Genomic DNA, 23,223 nt, shown 5'->3' on the forward strand with positions numbered 1-23,223 from the left:
ACTAGATGGCCCCTTCCTTCGGGTCGCTGTCCATGAACGGGTAGGGGACCTTCACCGGCGGCGCGAAGTTCTCCTTGATGGTGCGCGGGCTGGACCAGCGGAACAGGTTGATCATCGACCCGGACTTGTCGTTGGTGCCCGAAGCCCGGCTGCCGCCGAACGGCTGCTGGCCCACCACCGCGCCCGTGGGCTTGTCGTTGATGTAGAAGTTGCCCGCCGCGTTGCGCAGGCTGCTCATCATCTGCTCGATGGCCTTGCGGTCGCGCGCGAAGATGGCTCCCGTCAGCGCGTACGCCGCGGACTGGTCGCACTCCTTCAGCGTCTCCTCGAACTTCGCGTCCGGGTAGACGTACACGCCGACCAGCGGCGCGAAGATCTCCTCCGTCATGATGCGGTGGCGCGGGTTCGTGCACTGCACCAGCGTGGGCTGCACGAAGTACCCCTCGCTCTTGTCCGTGCCGCCGCCCGCGACGATGGTCGCGTCACCGCCGGACTTCGCCAGCTCGATGTACGAGGACACCTTCTTGAACGAGCGCTCGTCGATGACGGCGCCCATGAAGTTCCGGAAGTCCGCCACGTCGCCCATCTTGATTTCGCCGATGAGCGCCTGGAGGCGGGGCTTCAGCTTGGGCCACAGGGACTCCGGCACGTAGACGCGGCTGGCCGCGCTGCACTTCTGGCCCTGGTACTCGTAGCCACCGCGCACGATGGCGACGGCGAGCGCCTCCAGGTCGTCCGCCGCGGACGGGTGCGCGAAGATGAAGTCCTTGCCGCCCGTCTCACCCACCAGCCGCGGGTACTGCTTGTAGCGGCCGATGTTCTCTCCCACCGTCTTCCACAGGTGATTGAACGTGGGCGTGGAGCCGGTGAAGTGGATGCCGCCCAGGTGGGGGCTCGCCAGCACCGGGTTGCCCACCGTGGGGCCGTCGCCGGGCAGCATGTTGATGACGCCGTCGGGCAGGCCCGCCTCGCGCAACAGCTCCAGGCCGTACCACGCGCTCAGGGCCTGCGTGGAGGACGGCTTCCACAGGACGACGTTGCCCATCAGCGCGGGCGATACGCAGAGGTTCAGCGCGATGGAGGTGAAGTTGAACGGCGCGATGGCGAAGACGAACCCGTCCAGCGGCCGGTAGTCCGTCATGTTCCACGTCTGCGCGGAGTTCTCCGGCTGGAGGGACAAGATCTGCTGCGCGAAGTGGACGTTGTAGCGAAGGAAGTCGATGAGCTCGCAGGCCGCGTCGATCTCCGCCTGGTGCGCCGTCTTCGACTGGCCCAGCATGGAGGACGCGTTGAGCAGCGGGCGGTAGCGCGTGGTGAGCAGCTCCGCGGCGCGCAGGAAGATGGCCGCTCTCGCGTGGAACGGCATCCGCGCCCAGTCCTCCTTCACGGACATGGCGTTCTGGATGGCCTGCTCCACGTGGCCCGCCTCGGCCTCGTGCAGGGTGGCCAGCACGTGCTGGTGCCGGTGCGGCATGCGCACGGTGTCCGTCTTGCCGGACTTCACGTGCTTGCCCCCGATGACGACGGGGATGTCGATGCGCTCCCCGCTCATGCGCTTGAGGGTGGACTGGAGCTCCGCGCGCTCCGGGGTGCCGGGTGCGTAGGAGAGGACGGGCTCGTTCTTGGGAGCCGGGACGCGGGGGAAGGCGTTGAGCACGCGAGGACCTCGGGTCGAGAGGAAGGCAGGTTCGGGCAAGGTATAGCCCTCCCCGTGTCCCAGGTCAGTGACAGAAGCGTGGGGCGTCCGCGCCGCGACACCCGGCCCCCGCGCGCCCGGCGTCCGTCCGGTTCAGCCCTCGCCCGCGGCCTTGGCGGTGGCGCCCCTCGCGCGCTGCAGCACGGCGTGCAGCTGCGCGATGAGGTACGGCGGCTTCACCGGCTTGACCAGGTACGCGTCCGGCTGGGGCTGCCCGGGCTCCAGGTCCGTGCGCGGCGGGTAGCCGCTGACGAACATCACCGGCAGGTGCGACAGGGAGGGCTCCGCGCGCACGCGGCGGCACAACTCGTAGCCGTCGATGCCCTCCATGTTCACGTCCGACAGGAGCACGTCCGGCGGCTGCGCCAGCGCGTGCGCGAGCCCCGTCTCTCCATCCGCGGCCACCGTGCAGTCGAACTCACCCGACAGGAGCAGCCGCAGCGTCTCGCGCATGGTCCAGGAGTTCTCCACGATGAGGACCTTGGGCTTCACGGTGCATCGACTCCCGGGGAGGCAACTGCGCACGGCTTGGGGGAACGGCGTGCACAGCATCCCCCCGCTGTGCGCACCGGGCAAGAGGTCCCCCTTTACCCGTGAGAATTCATGAAAGCCTCCACCTCACGGGTTTGCCGCCAACGCCCTCAACCCTCGGGCGGTGGGTTCACGAGCCCGCGCCGGGAAACCTCTGAGTCCGGCTCCTCGTCGCCGCGCGCCTCGCGCTCGGGCACCTCTTCGTCCTGCCACTCCGCGCCGCGCTCCACCTCCGCCTCCCAGCGCGTCTCCTCCAGCGGGCCCGGGTTCTCGTCCTCGCGGGCCGCGGCCTGGGAGCGCTCGCGGGCCAGCTCGGCGGCGCCGCGGTCCAGCGCGTCCTCCATCTGTCCCCGGTTGCGCGGTTGGAAGTTCTTCGAGTCCTTGTCCGAAGCCATGGGGTGTCACCTCCGACGGGAAGGTGGGACGCACCGGGCCTGCCGGGCAATGACGGCGCGTGCGCGCGCCGCCTGCCTGGCCGTCCAGGTGCGGGAAGGGCGATGTGCGCCGTCCCGCCGCGTCAGCGCGGCGCGGAGGCCGGGCGACGGGCCAGCGGCTGCGCGTCCTCCCGCGACAGGCGTTGGACCTCCGGCGCCACGTCCCCGGTGGGCGCGGCGATGCTGCACCGCGCGCCGCCATGCACCAGGCCCACCACGCGCAGTTGCTCGTCCACCAGCGGCGCGCCGGAGTCTCCTGGTTCGCCGTGCATCGTGGTGAAGAGCGCGTTGGGCACGTCCGGCAGCGACGGGCAGCGGCCCCAGCGCTCCACCATCACCCGCTGCGGTTCACCGGGCCGGTCATGGCGTCCGGTGAAGACGAGCATCGCGCCGGGGATGGGCAGCCCCTGGGCCACCTCCAGCGGCGCCACCGGCGCCTTCGCCTCCAGCTCCAGCACCGCCATGTCCCGGCCGCGATCCACGAACACGTAGCGGCCCTTCAGCTGCCGTCCGTCCTCGAAGTTCGTGCGCTCCTCGCCCGCGTCCGGTGCGACGCAGTGGGCCGCGGTGAGCACGTGGCGGCCCTGGCCCACCACCACGCCCGCGCAGTGGCCGTCGCCCAGCGTCACCGTCGCGGCTTCCGCCTTCTCCACGCCCGTGGCCTCGCCCGGGCCGGACTGGCCGCAGGCCATCCAGGCGCTCACGGCCGCGAGTGCCACCGTGGCGCCGCCCCACTTCCATGCACGCATGCCGCTTCCCCCTCCTCCCCCAGGCGAAGGACCCGGGGGCTCGCGGGAACGGTGTGCATGCATGCGGATGGGTCGTGGGAGCGGGTGTGGAAGTGGCTCCCCAGCAGGCGGCCGGACGCAGCACCCCGCCTGCTTCCAGCAAGACGGTGAAACAGAGAATGGCAGCAGAGCGTGCACCTGCTCGGATGTCCCGGAGGCGGTGTCACTGAAACGTGCTATTCCTCGCTACGTCTGGATTCTGGAATCCAGACCCTGGCCCGGAAGCGGCCAGCCCTTTGGCTCGTGAGCGACGACGAGAAGACAACGGTATTGGATGAACGCACCCGCCCTCCGAGCACCTGGGGGGAGCGGATGCGTACGCCCATCACGTTGCCGGGCTCGGGCATCGGCGAGCGGCGCTCGCTGATTCCGGGCGTCATCGTCAACGGGCGCTACCGCGTGGAGTCGCTGCTGGGCGAAGGCGGCATGGGCCGCATCTGGCTGGCGGACGACCTGCAGGAGCGCCGCCGCGTGGCGCTCAAGGAGATGCACGTCCCCGCGGAGCTGTCCGCGGCGAAGGTGGAGGAGCTGGTGCTGCTGTTCCGGCACGAGTTCTTCGCCATGAAGAAGCTCCAGCACCCGTCGACGCTCAAGGTCTTCGACTGGGGCATGACGGAGGCCGGCAACCGCTTCATCACCATGGAGGTGGTGGGCGGCATGGACCTGAGCACGCTGGTGCGGGACGCGCCGCTGGACACGCGCACGCTGTACCGCGTGTTGATTCAGATGGCGCAGGTGCTGGCGTTCATCCACTCGCGCCTGTACGTGCACTGCGACATCAAGGCCAGCAACGTGCGCATCACCGAGTCCGGCGCGGTGAAGCTGATGGACTTCGGCGTGATGCACCAGCTGGGCACGCCCAGCCCCGGCAAGCTCAAGGGCACGCTGGAGTACCTGGCGCCGGAGTGGCAGCGCGGCGCGAGCATCGACGGGCGCGCGGACCTGTACTCGCTGGGCGTGATGGCCTGGTACCTGGCCACCCGCAAGCTGCCCTTCAAGCGCAACAGCCCCGCGGTGCTGCTCGCGGATCACCTGACGCGTCCGGCGCCGCGCCCGTCCACCATCTGCCCGGTGGATCCGCAGCTGGAGGAGATCATCCTCCTGTTGATGGCGAAGGATCCGCGCGAGCGCTTCCAGGACGCGGGTGAGCTCTTGGAGGCGCTCTGCCACGCCAGTGGCGAGCCCGTCCCCGAGGAGCCGCTGTCCGCGCGCGCCAGCTACCTGCACGTGCCGGAGGTGGTGGGGCGCGAGGGCGAGCTGGAAGGGCTGATGAACGGCCTGGCGGAGGCGGACTGGGGCCAGTCGCGCGCGATGCTGGTGGGCGGCCCCGCGGGCGTGGGCAAGACGCGGCTGCTCCAGGAGTTCGAGCTCCAGGCGAAGCTGGCGGAGCTGCCCTTCGGCCGGGGCCAGTGCCGCGCGGAGGGGTTGTCCCCGCTGGCGCCGGTGGCGCAGGCCCTGCGCTGCCTGGTGCCGCAGACGCCCTCGGATTTGATGGAGCGGGTGAAGGCCCCGCTCGCGCGCCTCTTGTCACCGGAGGTGCTGGAGGGCGACCAGGACGAGCAGTTGCCGCGCGACGGCTCCGACGAGAGGGCCGCCTTCTTCGAGGCGCTGACGGAGTGGACGCACACGCTCGGCGGGCGGCAGTCCTTCGTGCTGTGCTTCGAGGATCTGCAGTGGGCGGACAGCGCGTCGCTGGAGGCGCTCAACGTTGTCATCCGCGCGTTGCACGGCACGCGCGGCATGGTGGTGGGCACGTTCCGTTCGCAGGAGCTGTCGCGCCTGAGCCTCGCGTTCCAGACGGTGGACGAGAAGCTCACGTCCCGCATGGACCTGGAGCCCCTGTCCTCCGAGCACGTGGCCAAGCTGGTGGAGCTGGTGCTGCCGGGGTTGGACGTGCCGGAGGGCTTCGTGCAGCGGCTGCACGAGACGACCGGCGGCAACGCCTTCTTCGCCACGGAGTGCCTGCGCATGCTGGTGGAGGCGGGCGCGCTCAAGCGCGTGGGCGGGCGCTGGGAGGCGGAGGAGGGGCTGGGCACGCGGCGGCTTCCGGCGAGCATCCAGGAGGCGGTGCTGGTACGCTTGGCCAACGCGCCGCCGGAGCAGGTGTCGCTCCTGCGCAAGCTGGCGCCCGCGGGCCGCATGCTGGACCTGCCGCTGTTGCGCGCGCTGTCCGGCCTGCCGGAGTCGGAGCTGTTCGCGGTGCTGGACGGCATCGTGGAGCGGCAGTTCCTCCAGGACGTGGAGGGCCGCTACGTCTTCACGCACGACACCGTGCACCAGGCCGTCTACGACAGCACGCCGGAGTCCGCGCGCCGGGCGTACCACGGCCAGGTGGCGCGGGCGCTCCAGGCGCTGCCCTCGGGGCGCTCGGGCGTGGTGCGCGCGGTGGGGTGGCACTTCGCGCGCTCGGACGCGCCCGCGGAGGCCATCCAGCCGCTCCTGGAGGCGGGCCAGGCCGCCATCGAGGCGGAGGCGCTCCTGGAAGCCACGCTGCTCCTGAAGGAAGTGGCGGGGCTCCTGGAGTCCGCGCCGGACTACCCGGGCCGCTCGGAGCAGCTCCTGCGCACGTGGGTGTCGCTGGTGGAGGTGGGCTACTCCAGCGACCCGCCGACGTCGGTGGCGTACGCGGAGCGGCTCTTCGCGCACTGGGCGGCCACGGTGGACGTGGAGGCCGGCCGGCGCGAGGCGCTCTCGCGGCTCGAGTCCGCCCGCGCGGCCACGCCCGCGGAGCGCGAGGAACTGCTCATCCCGCTCTTCCGCGAGGTGTCGGCGGACGGGCGGATGACGCCGGTGGACGTCTTCTGGAAGCGCTCGGAGCTGCAGATCCTCCAGGGCATGGCGCTGGCCATCCTGGGGCGCACGGAGGAGTTGGAGGCGCTCATCGCGCGCGTGGCCGCCGAGCACCCGGAGGACTCGCCGTACCGGGCGGGGCTGTCCGTGGCGCGCTCGACGCTGTGCGCGTACACCGGCCACTGGGCGGGCGGGGTGTCCGAGCAGCGCAAGCAGGTGCAGCGGCTGCGCGAGTTCCGCGACGCGGTGGGGCGTCCACCCCGGCGGCTGGCGTGGGCGCTGGGCATGGGCGGCTACCTGCTCAACGTGAACCTGGCGCTGCGCGGCGAGCCGCTGGATGAAGAGCAGCTGAAGGACGGGCTGCACCTGGCGGAAGCGCAGGGCTTCACCGACGTGCGCGCCTACCACCTCTTCGCGCAGGTGGCGCGCGCGGCCTTCACCGGCGACGGCGCCGCGTTCGCGTCCGCGCTCGCGCAGAAGACGGAGCTCATCCGGCGGCTGGGCAGCCCCCGGTTGATGGAGCGCAACCTGGCCCTCTTCACGCCGCCGTACTACCTGGAGCGCGGCGAGCACGAGCTCGTGGCCGCGGTGGTGTCGCGCGGCGAGGCGCTGTCGCGCGTGCTGCCGGAGGACCGCTGGCTGCGCGCGCACGTGCAGGTGTACCAGGCGTGCCGCGACGTGCTCTTCGAGGACGCCGCCGCCGCGCGCGAGTCGCTGCCCCGCGCCCTGGAGGCCGCTCAGAAGGGCGGCCTGCGCATGGAGACGCTGGTCCTCGTGTACCAGTCGCGCTTCGAACGCGACCAGGGCCGGCTGCCCGCCGCGCTCGCCGCCGCGCAAGGCGCGCTGGAGCGCGCCCTGGACCCGCGCTTCGCCAACCCCTGGGACGAAATCCTGGCCCGCCGCGCCCTGGCGCCGCTGGTGTCCCAGGAGGAGGGGGACGCGCACCTTCGCCACGCGCGCCTCTTGGCGGAGTCCACCGGCAACGTGCTGCAGATGGGCCTCGTGTACATGCAGCACGCGGAGCGGCACGGAACGCCGGAAGAGGCGATGCGGGAGCTGGAGATCGCCGAGCGGGCCTTCGCCTCCGCCCGGGCCACGCATCTGCAACAGCTGGCCCAGTCGCTGCGCGGCCCGCTGTCGCGCCAGCAGGACGAGGACGTGAAGCAGAGCGCCTGACGGCCGGGTCGTGCTTAGGATGGGCCCATGGCCTCCTCGCCCCTGCGCTTCTGCCTGGACTACCTGTCCCCGTACGCCTACCTCGCCTGGCTGCGCATGCCCGCCATCGCCGAGCGCCACGGCCGGGAGCTGGAGCCCGTGCCGGTGCTGCTCGCGGGGCTGCTCAACGCCGTGGGCTCCATTGGCCCGGCGGAGATTCCCGCCAAGCGCGTCTACGTCTTCAAGCAGACGTTCCGCATCGCGCACGAGCAGGGCGCGCCCTTCACCCTGCCGCCCTCGCACCCGTTCAACCCGCTGTTGTCCCTGCGCGTGACGGCGGCGGTGGAGGACGTGGCGGAGCGCACGCGACTCGTCACCGCGCTCTACTCGGCCGCGTGGGGGCAGGGCCGGGGCATCGAGACGCCGGAGCAGGTGGGCGCGGTGCTGACGGACGCGGGCTTCGACGCGCGGGCGCTGCTGGAGCGCTCGCAACTGCCGGAGGTGAAGGACCGCGTGCGCAAGAACACGGAAGCGGCGCTCGCCCAGGGCGCCTTCGGCGTGCCGTCCGTGCTGGTGGACGACGAGATGTTCTGGGGCGTGGACTCGCTGGGCCACCTGGAGCGCTTCCTGGAGGGCCGCGACCCGCTCACCCCCGCGGACCTGGAGCGCTGGAGGGACCTGCCCGCCACGGCCGCCCGGCGCCAGGACGGAAAGCCCCGCCCGTGAACGTGCTCGGGCAGCTGGGGGTCGCCGTCGCCGGGCTGGTGCTGGCCGGCGTGCTCCTGTTCCTCAACTTCTGGCGCGCGCTGCTCTACCTCTTCCCCCACACCGTCCGGGTGGAGCCGGAGGCCCCCGCGGACCAGATGGACCTGCCGGAGGGCCTGTCCCCCCTGGCGGGCCAGCTCCAGGCGCTGGGCTTCACGCCGCTGGGCAGCCACGAGGAGAAGCCGCTCCTCCAGAAGGCCACCCGCTCCTACGACTGGGCGCACCCGGGCGAGCGCGTCTTCGCCACCCTCCACGAGGGGGGCGACCTGCTGCCCCGGCTCTACCTGCTCACCCCCCTGGCCTCCGGGGGCTTCGTGGTGACGGCCAGCTACCGCCGCCCCGCGCTGGACGTGCCTGGCTACCGCTCCGGGTCGCTGGAGGACGCCGCACCGGAGCGCCTGTTGCGCGCGCATGTGCGACGCCTGGAGGGGGTGGAGCCGGCGGGCCCGGAGGGCTTCACCTGGGAGGGGCGCGTCCAGGCGGCCCGGGCCTGGTACGCCGGTTTGGGGCGCAAGGAAATCCGCCGCCAGAACCTCCAGGGACTGTTGTGGACGGCCATCGCGCTTGCCATCGTCGCCAGCGCCTTCCTGGGACGGCGCGCGGGCTGACGGCCCCCTGGACGCTTTTCGGCGTCACGTCGTGCGTGCACCGCGCGCCCCGGAAGAGTAGGGAGACGAGCACCATGAAGAGCGTGTCCAAGAACGAGGAAATCTACTTCCTGTCCGGCAAGCGCACCCCGTTTGGTACCTACGGCGGCAGCCTCAAGGACCTGAGCGCCACCGACCTGGCCGTGGAGTCCGCGAAGGCGGCCCTGGCCCAGGCGGGCGTCTCCCCGGAGCTCATCGAGCACGTGGTCTACGGCAACGTCGTCCAGACGAGCTCGGACGCCATCTACCTGCCGCGCCATGTGGGATTGCGCACGGGCGTCCCGGTGCCGGTGCCCGCGCTGGGCGTCAACCGGCTGTGCGGCTCCGGCTTCCAGGCCTTCGTCACGGCCGCGGAGATGATGCTGACGGGCGGCGCGGAGGCCGTCCTCGCGGGCGGCACGGAGTCCATGAGCCAGGCGCCCCACGTCATCCGCGGCGCGCGCTGGGGCCTGCCGCTGGGCAAGGGCGGCCTGGAGGACATGCTCTGGACGGCCCTCACGGACAGCTACACGGGCAACGCCATGGCGCTCACCGCCGAGCAACTGGCGGTGGACTACAGCATCAGCCAGGACGACGTGGACCAGTACGCCGTCCTCACCCAGAAGCGCTTCGCCGCGGCGCAGGAGGCGGGCCGGCTGGCGGATGAAATCGCGCCGGTGACGCTCAAGGGCAAGAAGGGCGACACGGTGGTGTCCAAGGACGAGCACAACCGCCCGGAGACCACGGTGGAGGGGCTGCGCAAGCTGCCCAAGGTGTTCAAGAAGGACGGCGTGGTGCACGCGGGCGCGGCCAGCGGCATCTGCGACGGCGCGGGCTCCATGGTCATGGCCACCCGCAGCTTCGTGGAGAAGCACGGCCTGAAGCCCGTGGCGCGGCTCGTCAACTGGGGCATCGCCGGCTGCGACCCGCGCATCATGGGCATTGGCCCCGCGCCGGCCATCCGCAACCTGCTCAAGCGCGCGGACGCGAAGCTCTCCGACGTGGACCTCTTCGAGGTCAACGAGGCCTTCGCGCCCCAGTACCTGGCGGTGGAGAAGGACCTGGGCCTGCCACGCGACGCCACCAACGTCAACGGCGGCGCCATCGCCGTGGGCCACCCGCTGGGCGCCTCCGGGGCCCGCATCACCATGACGCTGGCGTACGAGCTGAAGCGCCGGGGCGGCCGCTATGGTATCGGGTCCGCCTGCATTGGTGGCGGCCAGGGCATCGCCGTGCTGGTCGAGGCGCTCTAGGAGCGCTCCGTGGCGTTGGGGTACGGGGCAGAGGACTTCCTGACGGGACGTGGTGAGATGAGCAACGAGGTGGACGCGAAGACGGCCCGCGAGCGGGCCAAGGCCATCGCCGAGCAGCGCCGTGCCGAGCGCCGCAACCGCAAGCGCCGCTGTGTGGTGTGCGGCGTGGAGGAGAGCGACAAGACGCCCCTGACGGCCCACCCGGAGGGCATCGGTCCCGCCTGCAAGGATGAAGTCACTTGTCAGGCCCGGCGCGCCGCCGCCGGACGCTGAAACGCCAGGGCCGTGCGCCCATGCCCCCCGCCGCACTGTCGGCGGGTGGACGATGGGCGGGCCCCCGCCTCCCGGTGGGCTCCCCGAGGGGCGGGAAGCGGCTCCCGGGCCGGATTGTCGGGCCCGTTTCTTGATGGCGCTCCCGACTCGGGGTAAACATTTGTAATCTCTGGTGACACGAGGGTTGGAATGGGCGTTATCAGCTTCACGGGCGTCAAGGTGTTCTCCACCACGCTCGCGCGCGATCGCGAGAACATGGGCGAGAACATCACCAAGTGGCTGAAGGAGAACTCCGCCGTGGAGGTCGTGGACAAGATCGTCACGCAGTCCTCGGACAAGGAGTTTCACTGTCTGACCATCACGCTCTTCTACCGCCACAAGGCTTGAAGCCCCGGTAGGGCGGCGGAAGGCGTGGGATGCGAGGGCGCTTCTCCCTGGTGACACCAGGGTGGGGCGCCCTTCATCGTTTCTGGATTTGGGGTTGCGGACCGGGCGGGCTTCCACCACCTTTGGGCCTCTATGCGACCCATGCGGGGCTACAATCGAGGCGGCGGCGGTTTCGGCGACATGTTCCCGAGCCTGGATTCGATGGCCGCCAAGCTTGCCATCGCGTTCGTGGGCATCTCCGCCCTGTTCCTGGCGACCTCCCGAGGGCAGGGGGCGCTGCTGCTGCTCAACCCGGCGGACGTGATTCTGCGCTTCCGCGTCTGGGAGCTCATCACCTACGCCTTCGTGGCCACCGGCCCGCTGGGCATCCTCTTCGGCGGCCTCATCATCTGGTCCATCGGTGGCTTCCTGGAGTCCACCTGGGGCGGCAAGCGGCTGTTGCTGGTGGCGGTGGGCATCCCGTTCGTCGCGGGCCTCATCACCACGGCGCTGGCCCTGGTGATGCCCATGAGCGTCTACGCGGGCGGCTCCGTGATGACGGCGGTGATGTGGGTGGCCTACGGCCTGGTCATCGGCAAGGGGCAGGCGAACTTCTGGGGCATTCCGCTGACGGGCAACTGGTTCGCGGCCATTGGCGCGGGCTTCACGCTGTTGAACGCGCTGACCGCGGGCTCCTGGCGCGCGGTGGCGCCGGAGATGTTCGGCCTGGTGCTGGTGTTCGTGTACGTGCGCGGCGCGAGCCCCAAGCGGCTGATGCTCCAGCTTCAGCACTGGCGCCTGCAGCGGCAGCTGCGCGACCGCTCCAAGCACCTGCGTGTGGTGGACCGCAATCGCCCGCCGGACCGCGACCAGTACCTCAACTAGTGCGCCGCCTCCGGGTGGCCGTACTGCTTGAGCTTCCGGTAGAGCGTGGCCACCCCGATGTCCAACTGCTCCGCGGTGCGTGAGCGGTTGCCGCCGTTCTGCGCCAGCACCGCGAGGATGTACTCCTTCTCCATGTCCTCCAGCCGGCGCGGGTTGCCGGTGGGCACCAGGCTGGGCGGCGCGGCGCGCACCTCCTCCGGCAGGTCGTCCCGCTCCAGGCGCGGGCCTTCGCTCAGCGCCACCGCGCGCTCGACGGCGTTGCCCAACTCGCGCACATTGCCCGGCCAGGGGTAGCGCAGCAGTTGATCCGCCGCGTCCGGGGACAGGCCATTCACGCGGCGGCCCAGCCGCTCGCCGGTCTCCGCCAGCAGCAGCCGCGCCAGGGGGAGGATGTCCTCGCGGCGCTCGCGCAGGGGCGGGATGCGCAGCTCGATGACGCGCAGCCGGTAGAAGAGGTCCTGGCGGAAGCGGCCCAGGCGGACCTCCTCGGACAGCTCGCGGTTGGTGGCGGCGACCACGCGCACGTCCACCTTGCGGCTGGTGTTCTCCCCCACGCGGCGCACCTCGCGCTCCTGGAGAGCGCGCAGGAGCTTCGCCTGCATGGCGGGAGGCACCTCGCCCACTTCATCCAGGAAGAGGGTGCCGCCGTGCGCCGCTTCGAAGAGGCCGGGCCGGTCGTGCGTGGCGCCGGTGAAGGCGCCCTTCGCGTGGCCGAACAGCTCGCTCTCCAGGAGGCTCTCCGTCACCGCGGCGCAGTTCACGGCGATGAAGGCCTTGTGCGAGCGGCCGGACTCGTCGTGGATGAGCCGGGCGATTCTCTCCTTGCCCACGCCGCTCTCGCCGGTGACGAGCACCGTGGTGTCCACCTTGGCGGAGCGGCGCGCCAGGTTGAGCACGCGCTGCATGGCCTCGGAACGGGCCACCATGCCCGTGGGGTCCTCCGTCACGCCGGACACGCGCGCCAGCGACTGGCGCTTCGCGCGCAGCTTGCGCTCCGCCTGCCGCAGCGCCTCCGTCACCTGCCCGAGCACGCCCTCCATGCACTGCGTTTCATAGAAGCGCAGGAACTCCGTGCACTCGGTGCTCCACTCCGCCTCCGGGCGGCCCACGATGTGGCAGAAGGCGTCGCCCTTGCCCACGCACTTGAGCTCCGCGCAGTAGATGGGCTTGCCGTTGCAGTAGCTGAGGTAGCCGGACGCGAAGCCGGTGAGGCTCCAGCACACGGGCTCCTCCGCCTGGCCCAGGTGGAGCAGGTGCTGCTCGGCCTCATAGGAGTCGCTCCACTGCGCTTCCGCGAAGGGCTCCGGGCCGTCCTGGGCCGTGCGCTCGATGCGCTCCACGCGCACCTGGCCCATCAGCGTGTGCAGCCGGCCGCCCGAGCGGCGCCACTCCGCTTCATCCTTCCACGGCACCGCGGTCTTCATCGCCTCCGCCGTGCGCCAGCCGTGCGCGTAGCCCAGCCGCGTGAAGATGCCGCGCGCGGCCGTCATCCCCAGCATCCCGATGAGCTCCTTGCGCAAAAGCCCCAGCGTCACCGGGTCCATCAACAGCGCCCGCTGGCCGGCGAAGCGGATGACTCCGCCCTTCGGCTCGAACGCCAGGAGTTCCTTCAAGTCCAAACCTTCCAGACCCACCACGGCGTCTCTCCCAGGTATCTCAGTCTGACGTGTCTCTCTATCAATCTGAGAGATGTTTCACAGCGCTGGAATAGGATGGTGAGCAATTCTAAGTGGTTAGCATGTCCGCTGCATTGGTCCTGGGGTTGCAGTACAAGCCGCCACGATGCCAACCGGGGTGGACAGACGCGAGGTGCTGCAGGGCGTGGCGGCCGCCGGGGTGGCGGGGGTGATGGGGCCTGGGCCCTCGGCTGCCCGGCAGGTGGCGCCGGCGCTGTTCGTGTCGCACGGCTCGCCCATGACGGCGCTGGACGCGGACGAATATCCCCAGGCGCTCCAGCGCTTCGGTGAGGGCGCGGGCACGCTGAAGGCGCTGGTGGTGGTGTCGGCGCACTGGGAGACGGACGCGCGCGTGCACGTCACGGCGATGGCCGCGCCGCCGCTCGTCTACGACTTCTACGGCTTCCCTGAAGCGATGTACCGGCTGCGGTACGCGCCACCGGGGGCGCCTTCGCTGGCCGAGGACGTGGTGGCGCGGCTGTCCTCGGCGGGCGTGCCCGCGGTGGCGGACGGCGAGCGCGGCCTGGACCACGGCGTCTGGGTGCCCTTGCGACATGCGTTCCCGGAGGCGCGCGTGCCCGTGTTGCAGGTGGCGCTGCCGGCGGACGCGACGCCCGCGCAGGTGGCGCGCATGGGCGAGGCGCTGCGTCCTCTGCGCTCCGAGGGTGTGCTGCTCATGGGCAGCGGCGGGGTGGTGCACAACCTTCGCCGCGTGAATTTCCGAAACAAGCTGGCGTCCGCGGAGCCATGGGCCGCCGAGTTCGACGCGTGGGTCGCCGGAAAACTTGCCGCACGAGACTTCCTCGGGCTTCAGTCATGGATGGACGCACCGAATGCGCGGGTCGCGCATCCATCCGCCGAGCATTGGTTGCCGATTTATTTCGTCCTCGGAGCCGCCCTCCCCGAGGACCGCGTCACCCCCGTGTTCGAGGGCTTCCATCACGGGACCTTGTCCATGCGCAGCTTCGCGCTGCGCGCCTGAACCTCGCAGTCCGCAAACTCAAGGAGTCCACACCATGAAGATGTCTCTCAAGTCCGCCATCACGCTGCTCGCCGTCGCCGCCCCGTCGTTTGCCTTCGCGTCCGCGTGGGAGATCGACTCGTCGCACTCCAGCGCGCAGTTCGCCGTGAAGCACATGATGGTGTCCAACGTGCGCGGCACGTTCAGCAACGTGAAGGGCAACATCAACCTGGATGACAAGGACATCACCAAGTCCACCATCGAGGCGACCCTCGACGCGACCACCATCAACACCAACGAGCCCAAGCGCGACGAGCACCTGAAGAGCCCGGACTTCTTCGACGTGGCGAAGTTCCCGACCATCACCTTCAAGTCCACGAAGGTGGCGAAGGCCGGCAAGGACAAGCTGAACGTCACGGGCGACCTGACGATGCACGGCGTGACGAAGCCCGTGACGCTGGCCGTGGAAGGCCCGACGCCGGAGACGAAGGACGCCTGGGGCAACGTGCGCCGCGGCGCCGTGGCGACCACGAAGATCAAGCGCAGCGACTTCGGCCTGACCTGGAACAAGGCGCTGGAGGCCGGCGGCGTGGCGGTGGGTGACGAGGTGACCATCACCCTGGACCTGGAGACCACGAAGAAGCCGGACGCGGCGGCGGCCCCGACGGCCACGGACAAGAAGTAGTCCTCGTCCCAGCCTTGAAATGAAGAGAGGGGCCTCGGGTGACCGGGGCCCCTCTTTTTCGTGCCCCGGCGGACCGGGGGGCTACGGGATGGTTTAGCCCTCGGCGACGGCCTGCACGCTGGCGCGGTAGATGAAGATGCGCGCGGTGTTGGTGCGGGTGTCGGCGGGGACGACGAAGAAGCCCGGGGTGGGGCCCTTGAAGTCCTGGGAGAAGCCGGCCACCTGGCGGCCGTCGTTGAAGGTGACGCGGATCTTCGAGCCCTCCGCCTGCGGCTGACGCGCGCCCGCGGCGAGCATGAAGAAGATGGCCTTCACGCGCTTGCCGGGGATGCGCTCCGGGGCGAAGCCGCTCTGCTGCTCCAGGGAGATGGTGTCCTCCAGGAGGTCCGCGTCGCGGATGGTGCCGCGCTTCACCTGTCCTTCGACGGTGTGGATGATGACGCGGTGTTCGCCTTCCACGAAGGAGTTGGCGGCGGACGCGAAGCCGGCCCCCGGCACTTCGAAGAACGCGTCGTCCGTGGGGCGCAGGTGGTTGGCGGCCACGACGGGGCTGGCGGGGGCCACGGGCGCCGGGCTCCGGAGGGCTGCCGGGCTCGTGGGGGCGGCGGGCGTCAGCCGGGCCACGGGCAGGGAGGGCGCGGCGGAGAGGGACAGGGCCGGCGTGGGAGGCGGAGGCGGAGGGATGGCCGCGACGGGCAGGGCGGGGACCTCCTCGACGAGCTCGATGTCGGCGACGGGCTCGGACTCCACCTCCTCGACGTCGAGGGCGGGGGTGGCGTCGATTTCCGCGTCCACGTCGACGGCGGGCTCTTCCCAGCCGGCGGACGGGGTGGGGGCGGTGATGTCGGTGAGGGAGACCTCTTCCTCGGCGACGGGCTCGCTCCACTCGGCGGCGGGGGCCGGGGAGGCCTGCCAGGTGGACGCGGCTGGCGTGGCGTCGGCCATCCACTCGGGCTGGGCCTCCTGGGGCGCGCCCCAGGAGGAGCGCGCGGCGGGGGCTTCAGGGGCGCCCCACGCAGGGGCGGCTTCCTCGACAGGAGCCTCCCAGGGCTGCTGGGCGCTGGTGGACGGCTGGTCCCACGCGGAGCCTGCGGAGGAGTCCTCGGTGGAGGCCCACTCCGACTGCGCGGCGGCGTCCGTGGCGGCCCACGGCTGATCCGCGCCCGGGGTCACGGCTTCCGTCGAGGCCCACTCGGGCTGCGCTTCGATGGGCGCCTCCTCCGCGGCGGCCCATTCGGGCTGCGCGGCGACAGGCGCGGAGGCTTCCGTCGTGGCCCATTCTGGCTGCGCTTCGATGGGGGCTTCTTCGGGGGCCCATTCCGGCTGCACTGCGACGGGCGCGGAGGCCTCCGCCGTGGCCCATTCGGGCTGTGCCTCGATCGGAGCTTCTTCGGCGGCCCACTCCGGCTGTGCGGCGACAGGCGCGGAGGCGTCCGTCGTGGCCCACTCCGGCTGTGCTTCGATCGGAGCTTCTTCGGCGGCCCACTCCGGCTGCGCGGCGACGGGCGCGGAGGCGTCCGTCGTGGCCCACTCCGGCTGTGCTTCGATGGGCGCCTCTTCAGCAGCGGTCCATTCCGGCTGTGCGGCGACGGGGGCAGCTTCCTCGGTGGCCCACTCCGGCTGTGCTTCGATGGGCGCCTCTTCAGCAGCGGCCCACTCCGGCTGCGCGGCGACGGGCGTAGCGGCTTCCGTCGTGGCCCATTCCGGCTGAGCCTCAATGGGGGCTTCTTCAGCAGCGGCCCACTCCGGCTGTGCGGCGACGGGGGCAGCTTCCTCGGTGGCCCACTCCGGCTGAGCCTCAATGGGGGCTTCTTCAGCGGCGGCCCATTCAGGTTGCGCGGAGACAGGCGCGGCCTCTTCCGTGGTTGCCCACTCCGGCTGCGCAGCAACAGGCGCGGCTTCCTCGGCGGCCCACTCGGGCTGTGTGGCGACGGGGGCGGCTTCCTCGGTGGCCCACTCGGGCTGGGCTTCGATGGGCGCGGCTTCTTCCGTGGCCCATTCCGGCTGTGCGGCGACGGGCGTGGCGGCTTCTGTAGAGGCCCATTCCTGCTGTGCTTCGATGGGCGCGGCTTCTTCCGTGGCCCACTCGGGCTGCGCTTCGATGGGCGCCTCTTCGGCGGCCCACTCAGGCTGTGCGGCGACAGGCGCGACAGCTTCTTCCGTGGACCATTCAGGCTGTGCGGCGACGGGCGCGGCAGCTTCTTCCGTGGACCATTCCGGCTGCGCGGCGACGGGCGTGCCTTCCTCGGTGGACCATTCGGGCTGCGCTTCGATGGGCGCGGCTTCCTCGGTGGCCCACTCGGGCTGCGGAGCAGTGGGCGCGGCAGCTTCCGTGGTCGCCCACTCGGACTGCGCTGAATCAGGCGCGGCTTCCTCGGTGGCCCACTCGGGCTGCGTTTCGATGGGCGCAGCTTCGCCCGTCGACCACTCGGGCTGCGCGGCGACCGGAGCGGCCTCTTCGGTGGTCCACTCGGGCTGCGCGGCGACGACGGGCGCAGTCTCTTCAGTCGCGGCCCACTCGGGCTGCGCTTCGATGGGCGCTTCTTCAGCCGCGGCCCATTCGGACTGGGCCTCAATGGGGGCTGATTCCTCGGCGGCCCACTCGGGCTGCGCTTCGGTGGGCGCGGCCTCCGCGGTTCCCCACTGGGGCTGCGTGGGAACGGTCGCGGTGCCTTCGGCGGTGGTCGCCCATTCGGGCTGCGCTTCGATGGGCGCGGCTTCTTCCGTGGCCCACTCCGGCTGCGCTTCGATGGGCGCCTCTTCAGCGGCGGCCCACTCCGGCTGCGCGGCGACGGGGGCGGCTTCTTCCGTGGCCCATTCGGGCTGGGCCTCGATGGGGGCGGCTTCTTCCGTGGCGTTCCAGTCGGACGCCTGCGCCGGCTGCGCGGCGTTGGCCTCCGGCGTGGTCCATTCGGCCCGGGCCTCGATCAGCGGAGCCTCTTCGGACGGGGCGGCGGCCGTCGTCGTGGAGGCGACCCAGGCGGATTCGGTGGCCGGGGCATCCCACGCGGGCGCGGCGTTCGCGGCGGGCTGCTCGGACGACTCGGTGCCGGACCCGGTCGGCGTCGAAGCGGTGGCCTCCGCCGTGTCCGCGGTGGCGGCCCACTCGGGCTGGAGCTCGATGGGGGCGGCGGGCTCCATGGCATCGGCGGCCCACTCGGGCTGCAGCTCGATGGCGGCGGACGTGTCCTGCAAGCCCACGGTGGAGGTGGCGTCCGAGGGCTCGCCCTCGGCGGACCAGGACTGCACATCCTGATCCGAGGAGGTCCACGCCGAAGGCTCGGTGGACTGCGCTTCGGCGAGCGACTCGGCGGCGGTGGCCAGCGGCACGGCGTCGTCGGCACTGCCGCTCAGCTCGCTCCACTGCTCCGATGCCGGGGCCACTTCAGCCGAGGGCTCGACATCGTCCGAGCCGAGCTCCAGCGTGTCGGCTTCGATGTCCGGGCCGACCGGGATGCTGCGGATCCGCAGCGACGGAATGCCCGACTCATTCGCGAACGGGGAGGGCGGCGGAGTGAGCTGCTGCTCCTCTTCGGCTCCCAGGTCGGCGACGTCGAAGGTCTGCGCCTCCACACCGGCCGCGACCGCGCCGCTGTCGGAGCCAGCCGCGGCGCCTTCGTGGGCGACATCGTTTGCGTCGAGTGCGATCTCCTCGGCGGGAGCTTCGCCGGACTGCCAGTCCGTCGAGACATCGCTCGCGTCGAGCGCGATCTCCTCGGCGGGAGCTTCCGTCGCGACATCATCCGTGCCGAGCGTGATCTCCTCGGCGGAGGTCTGCACTGGCGCCGTGGTGTCGGCCTGCCAGTCCGTCGCGACATCGCTCGTGCTGAGTGGGTGTTCCTCGGCAGGAGCCTCCGTCGCGCCGGCCTGCCAATCCGTGGCGACATCCTCGGCGCCGAGGGCGATCTCCCCCGCGCCTTCCGGGGATGCACTCGAATCGGCCTGCCAGTCCGTGGCGACGTCGCTCGTGCTCAGGGCAGTCGCATCGGCCGCCGGAGCCTCACCCTCCGCCTGCCAGTCCGTGGCGACATCGTTCGTGCCGAGCGCAATCGCATCCGCCGCCGGAGCCTCACCCTCCGACTGCCAGTCCGTGGCGACGTCGTTCGTGCCGAGCGCAATCGCATCCGCCGCCGGAGCCTCGCCCGCCGCCTGCCAATCCGTGGCGACATCGCTCGTGCTGAGCGGAATCTCCTCTGCCTCCGCGGTCGCCTGCCACGCAGCCTCGACCTCGGTGCCGGTCGCCGTGGCTTCCGCGCCGGACTGCCAGGTCCCCGCGCTGGCCGTCTCCGGCTGCCACTCCGTGGCGACGTCGCCCGCGTCCAGGGCGATCTCCTCCGCGGGCACTTCCGTGGCAGCGGCGCCGTCGGTCCACGCCTCCGCGATGTCACCCGCGTCCAGCGCGATCTCTCCACCTTGCTCCGGCGCTCCAGCGACAGGGGCCGCATCCGTCCCCCACGCTTCCGCCGTCTCCGTGGCGACCGCCTGCGCCTCCTGCACGGCTTCCACCGGCGCGGCGGGCTCCGCCGTCGCGACGTCGCTCCAGTCCCAATCCGAAGCCGTGCCTTCAGCCGGCGTTGTCGGCTCCACCGCGAGCGGCGCCGTATCGAGCGCGCTGGCCCGCGACTCCTCGGACTCCACCGCGAGCGGCGCCGCGTCCCACGCCGCGTCCACGGGCGACAGGTCCTCGGCCATCACCGCCTCGGGGACGGGCTCGGCCTCCAGCAGCTCCGCCTCTCCGACCGCGTGCTCCGCGGAGGCCAGCGCCTCCGCCATCGGATCCAGACCGGACTCCGCCGGGGCCTGGGCCTCCGACTCGACCTCCGTCGACAGGTCCGCGAACGAATCCTCCAGCGAAGGCTCCGGCGCGGCGGCCTCCACCGGGGGCGGCGTCTCCACCGACAGCCCGGAGAAGTCCTCCTCGGCGCTCGTGCCCCACGGCTCCGCCGCGGCGGCGGGCGAGGTCGCCACGGGCGCCTGCGGCATCCACGGCGCGGGTTCACTCAGCGAGGGGATGTCGATGTCGTCCGTGCTGAGGCTCAGGCTGTCCGGCTCGGAGGGCGCCTGCGGGGCATAGGCCTGCGGATCCACCGGGGCCGCGTAACCCGCCGCGTTCGGATCATAGGCCGCCGCGTTCGGGTCGTATCCCTGCTGCGCCCAGGCCGCCGCAGCGTTCGAATCATAGGCCGCCGCGTTCGGGTCGTAGCCGGCGGGGTAGGCGTACCACTGGCCATCCTCGCCGTAGTAGCCTTGGGCGTTCGGGTCGTAGCCGGCGGGGTAGGCGTACCACTGGCCATCCTCGCCGTAGTACCCCTGGGCGTTCGGGTCGTAGCCAGCGGGGTAGGCGTACCACTGGCCATCCTCGCCGTAGTACCCCTGGGGCTGCTGCTCGGGCTGGGCCCACGCCTGGGCCGCCGCCGCGGTGTCCGCCGCGTCCTGGATGCCCAAAAGGCCGCGCAACTCGACCCAGCGAGCCTCCTCGACAGCGGACAGGCTTCCCAGCTTCCGCTTCTCATCCAGGAAGCGGAACTCTCTCATCGCGGCGCGCGTATCGGACATCCGTCACCTTGCTGCGCCAGCGTCTTGGGGGGACCGCCGCAGCGAAAATCTTGGAGGCCCGCGAGTGTAGGGGACTCCCGCCAGGGGGTAAACCAATCCGCCACGCCCGACCGGCCGCTACCTCCCCGAGAGGGCGGCACGCACCGCCTGGTCCAGGCCGGCGAAGTCCTTCTCATAGGTGGCCTTCAGGGCCTCCTGGAAGGAGTCGGCCTGACCCGCCTTCTGGATGAAGTCCAGGAGCTTCTCCTGGCCCCCCAGCCGCACCAGCTCCCGCACCGCCATGGCGGATGTTCCGTAGGCGACTTCCGGCTGGGACATGGAGATGGGCGCCTGCTGGTCCATGTCCGACAGCTTGGGCAGCCGCCCCTGCTTCGCCTGGACCTTCATCACGTCGCGCAGGTAGCGCGGGGGGCCATCCAGCCCCAGGTAGCGCCATTCGATGTACTCGGCCAGGCCCTCGTTGAACCAGCGGGGCAGGGCGCCGCCGCCGCGCGGGGAGATTTCGTCCAGCGCCGCGTGCACGTACTCATGGACGAGCGTGGCCTTCGTCGCCTGCGTCAGCTCCGCCGCGTCGTTCATGCGGATGGCGTCCTCGGAGTACAGGCCGGCCACCGCGTTCGCGTACCGGGCGCCCATGTGCGTGGCGAACTCGTCGCGCGTGTAGAGCACCACGTTCAGCTGCCGCTCGCGGGCCTTCCCCAGGGTCCGCTGGGTGAAGTCATAGGCCTCGTCGAGCGCGGACACGACCTTGCCCTCGTACTCCGCGCGCTGGCCGAAGTCCCGGTCGCTGTTGAAGTAGCGGATGGCGAAGCGGCTGTTCTGGCGCACGCGCATGCCGTCCTTGCCCACGCCGGACTCGTAGCTCAGGCTCGCGCTCTGGACGTTCCCGCCCCCCGAGCCCTTCGCCTGGCGCGTGTCCCCAGGGCCCGGCTCGCCGTTCATCCGTTGCTCCAGGCGCTCCGCCTCGCGCCGCGCGGCCCCTTCCTCGGACACCTGCGCGCGCGCCTGCTGCATCAGCTTCTTCGCCTCCGCGGCCTCCTTTGACTTCGCGGGCACCTGCTGCAGCGTGGCCAGCGCCCCCGCCGAGTCCTTGTCCTGCAACTGCAACCTGCCCAGCTCCAGCGCGAACGCGCCGTCCTTGGGGAAGGTGGCCAGGCCCTTCTTCAGCGCCTCCTCCGCGGCGGCCCGCTGATCCGTCTTCAGCGCGGACTTCGCCAGGCAGCGCAGGCCGCCCGCCGTCTCCTGGAACGCCACGGCGCGCTCGCCCAGCGAGTACGCCATCACCGCGTCCTCCGCGAGCAGCGCCTCGCAGCCCTTGAGCAGCGGGGCCGCCACGGACGGCCGCTGCGCCTCCGGGTACGAGCCCGGATCCGCGGCGGCGAACGCGAGGTACAGCTCCTCCCACTCCTTGTGGGCGGCCAGCTCCTTCGCCTTCTGCGCGGGAGGAGCGGCGGCGAGGAGCAGCAGGGCGATGAGGGGCGTGTTCATGGGTTTCCGGAGTATCGCCGAAGCCCCGAGCGCCCGCGCAAGCCTCCCCGCCCTACGTCCGGGCGACCTGCCAGCCCTGGGACTCCAGCGCGGACATCAGCTCCTGGATGTGCGCGTGCCCGGTGGTCTCCAGCATCACCTCCACCGTGGCCTCGCCCAGGCCCGCCTTGGAGAAGGCGCGGTCGTGGTGCAGGTCCACCACGTTGGCGCGCATCTCCGCGATCTGCGTGGTGAGCCGCGCGAGCATGCCGGGCCGGTCCGGCAGCCGCACCTCCAACTGCACCAGGCGGCCCGCCTTCACGAGGCCCCGCTCGATGATGCGGCTGATGACGTTCATGTCGATGTTGCCGCCGCCCACGATGATGGCGATGCGCTTGCCCTTCGCCTGGGGAATCCGGCCGTTGACGAGCGCCGCCAGCCCCGCCGCGCCCGCGCCCTCCGCCACCGACTTCTCCTGCTCCAGCATCATCAGGATGGCGGCGGCGATCTCCTCCTCGTCCACCGTCACCATCGCGTCCACGTACTTGCGCACGTGCTCGAAGGTGAGCTCCCCCGGCACCTTCACCGCGATGCCGTCCGCGATGGTGGTGCCCGCGTTGGTGAGCTCCGTGCGCTTCCCCGCATCCAGCGACGCCTTCATGCTGGCGATGGTGGAGGCCTGCACGCCCACCACCTGGATGCGCGGGTTCGTTGCCTTCAGCGCCACGGCGATGCCGGAGATGAGCCCGCCGCCGCCCACCGGCACCACCACCAGCTCCAGGTCCGGGCACTGCTCCAACAGCTCCAGCGCGATGGTGCCCTGGCCCGCGATGACGTGCGGGTCGTTGAAGGGGTGCACGAAGACCAGGTTCTCCGCGGCCTGGATGCGCAGGGCCTCCGCGTAGGCCTCGTCGTAGTTGGCGCCCTTGAGCACCACGCGCGCGCCGTAGTCATCCCGCGTGCGAGTCACCTTGATCAGCGGCGTGCGCTCCGGCATCACGATGGTGGCGCGGATGCCCAGCCGGCGCGCGTGGTACGCCACGCCCTGCGCGTGGTTGCCGGCGGAGGCCGCGATGACGCCGCGGCGCTTCTCCTCTTCCGTCAGCGTCAGCAGCTTGTTGAGCGCGCCGCGCTCCTTGAAGGCGCCGGTGCGCTGGAGGTTCTCCAGCTTGAAGTACACCACCGCGCAGTCGGTCTTCTCCGTGAAGTAGTCCGACGCGGGGCACGGCGTGGGGCGCAGCGCGGTGCGGATCCGTTCGCGCGCCGCCTGGATGTCCTGCAAGGTGACCATCATGGGCGGCCGTGTAGCGGAAGCG

Annotated in this window: 17 protein-coding genes; 9 read left to right on the top strand and 8 right to left on the bottom strand. The window is 71.3% G+C overall.

The window, feature by feature from the left end:
• Window position 1: 1 nt before the first annotated feature.
• From pruA to JYJ93_RS11295, 4 genes are all read right to left on the bottom strand, one after another.
• Complete coding sequence (gene pruA / locus JYJ93_RS11280; protein WP_206800243.1) at window positions 2-1,657, bottom strand: L-glutamate gamma-semialdehyde dehydrogenase; 1,656 nt, start codon at window positions 1,655-1,657, stop codon at window positions 2-4.
• Between the two features lie 132 nt (window positions 1,658-1,789).
• Complete coding sequence (locus JYJ93_RS11285) at window positions 1,790-2,188, bottom strand: response regulator (protein WP_206789395.1); 399 nt, start codon at window positions 2,186-2,188, stop codon at window positions 1,790-1,792.
• 149 nt (window positions 2,189-2,337) lie between these two features.
• Window positions 2,338-2,622 (bottom strand): hypothetical protein, encoded by a 285-nt coding sequence (locus JYJ93_RS11290; protein WP_206789397.1) that lies wholly within the window; start codon window positions 2,620-2,622, stop codon window positions 2,338-2,340.
• Between the two features lie 122 nt (window positions 2,623-2,744).
• A complete protein-coding gene (locus tag JYJ93_RS11295) occupies window positions 2,745-3,410 on the bottom strand; it encodes a serine protease (protein WP_206789399.1) in 666 nt (221 codons plus the stop codon).
• 351 nt (window positions 3,411-3,761) lie between these two features.
• Between JYJ93_RS11295 and JYJ93_RS11300 the strand changes: the two genes are divergently transcribed.
• The 7 genes from JYJ93_RS11300 (at window position 3,762) to JYJ93_RS11330 (ending at window position 11,562) form a co-directional block, all read left to right on the top strand.
• On the top strand, window positions 3,762-7,415 hold the full coding sequence (locus JYJ93_RS11300; RefSeq protein WP_206789407.1) for a serine/threonine-protein kinase: 3,654 nt from the start codon (window positions 3,762-3,764) through the stop codon (window positions 7,413-7,415).
• A gap of 27 nt (window positions 7,416-7,442) precedes the next feature.
• Window positions 7,443-8,120, top strand: coding sequence for a 2-hydroxychromene-2-carboxylate isomerase (locus tag JYJ93_RS11305; RefSeq protein ID WP_206789410.1), 678 nt, complete (start codon window positions 7,443-7,445; stop codon window positions 8,118-8,120).
• Entirely contained in the window at window positions 8,117-8,767 is a 651-nt protein-coding gene (locus tag JYJ93_RS11310) for a hypothetical protein (protein ID WP_206789412.1), read from the top strand. The genes JYJ93_RS11305 and JYJ93_RS11310 overlap by 4 nt, the downstream gene beginning before the upstream one ends.
• A 74-nt stretch (window positions 8,768-8,841) precedes the next feature.
• On the top strand, window positions 8,842-10,038 hold the full coding sequence (locus JYJ93_RS11315) for an acetyl-CoA C-acetyltransferase (protein ID WP_206789414.1): 1,197 nt from the start codon (window positions 8,842-8,844) through the stop codon (window positions 10,036-10,038).
• 57 nt (window positions 10,039-10,095) lie between these two features.
• Window positions 10,096-10,311, top strand: a complete 216-nt coding sequence (locus JYJ93_RS11320) for a hypothetical protein (protein WP_014399195.1) — start codon at window positions 10,096-10,098, stop codon at window positions 10,309-10,311.
• Window positions 10,312-10,500: 189 nt separating this feature from the next.
• Window positions 10,501-10,698, top strand: a complete 198-nt coding sequence (locus JYJ93_RS11325) for a hypothetical protein (protein ID WP_128798968.1) — start codon at window positions 10,501-10,503, stop codon at window positions 10,696-10,698.
• Window positions 10,699-10,899: 201 nt separating this feature from the next.
• The gene (locus JYJ93_RS11330) at window positions 10,900-11,562 is read left to right on the top strand and encodes a rhomboid family intramembrane serine protease (protein WP_330166751.1); all 663 of its coding nucleotides are present in this window, start codon (window positions 10,900-10,902) and stop codon (window positions 11,560-11,562) included.
• Here JYJ93_RS11330 and JYJ93_RS11335 read toward each other — a convergent pair.
• Window positions 11,559-13,199 (bottom strand): sigma-54-dependent Fis family transcriptional regulator, encoded by a 1,641-nt coding sequence (locus tag JYJ93_RS11335; protein WP_206789418.1) that lies wholly within the window; start codon window positions 13,197-13,199, stop codon window positions 11,559-11,561. The two genes, JYJ93_RS11330 and JYJ93_RS11335, sit on opposite strands and share 4 nt — an antisense overlap.
• Before the next feature lie 145 nt (window positions 13,200-13,344).
• On the opposite strand from JYJ93_RS11335, the gene JYJ93_RS11340 reads away from it, so the two are divergent.
• Entirely contained in the window at window positions 13,345-14,220 is an 876-nt protein-coding gene (locus tag JYJ93_RS11340) for a class III extradiol ring-cleavage dioxygenase (protein WP_206789420.1), read from the top strand.
• Between the two features lie 34 nt (window positions 14,221-14,254).
• Entirely contained in the window at window positions 14,255-14,884 is a 630-nt protein-coding gene (locus JYJ93_RS11345) for a YceI family protein (RefSeq protein ID WP_206789422.1), read from the top strand.
• A 93-nt stretch (window positions 14,885-14,977) separates the two neighbouring features.
• Here JYJ93_RS11345 and JYJ93_RS11350 read toward each other — a convergent pair whose 3' ends face one another.
• The 3 genes from JYJ93_RS11350 to JYJ93_RS11360 form a co-directional block, all read right to left on the bottom strand.
• On the bottom strand, window positions 14,978-20,440 hold the full coding sequence (locus JYJ93_RS11350) for a hypothetical protein (protein WP_206789423.1): 5,463 nt from the start codon (window positions 20,438-20,440) through the stop codon (window positions 14,978-14,980).
• Between the two features lie 117 nt (window positions 20,441-20,557).
• Window positions 20,558-21,928, bottom strand: a complete 1,371-nt coding sequence (locus tag JYJ93_RS11355; RefSeq protein ID WP_206789425.1) for a tetratricopeptide repeat protein — start codon at window positions 21,926-21,928, stop codon at window positions 20,558-20,560.
• 52 nt (window positions 21,929-21,980) lie between these two features.
• Entirely contained in the window at window positions 21,981-23,198 is a 1,218-nt protein-coding gene (locus tag JYJ93_RS11360) for a threonine ammonia-lyase (RefSeq protein WP_206800246.1), read from the bottom strand.
• Window positions 23,199-23,223: the final 25 nt, after the last annotated feature.

The sequence above is a fragment of the Corallococcus sp. NCSPR001 genome, from assembly GCF_017309135.1.
Classification (GTDB): Bacteria; Myxococcota; Myxococcia; order Myxococcales; family Myxococcaceae; genus Corallococcus.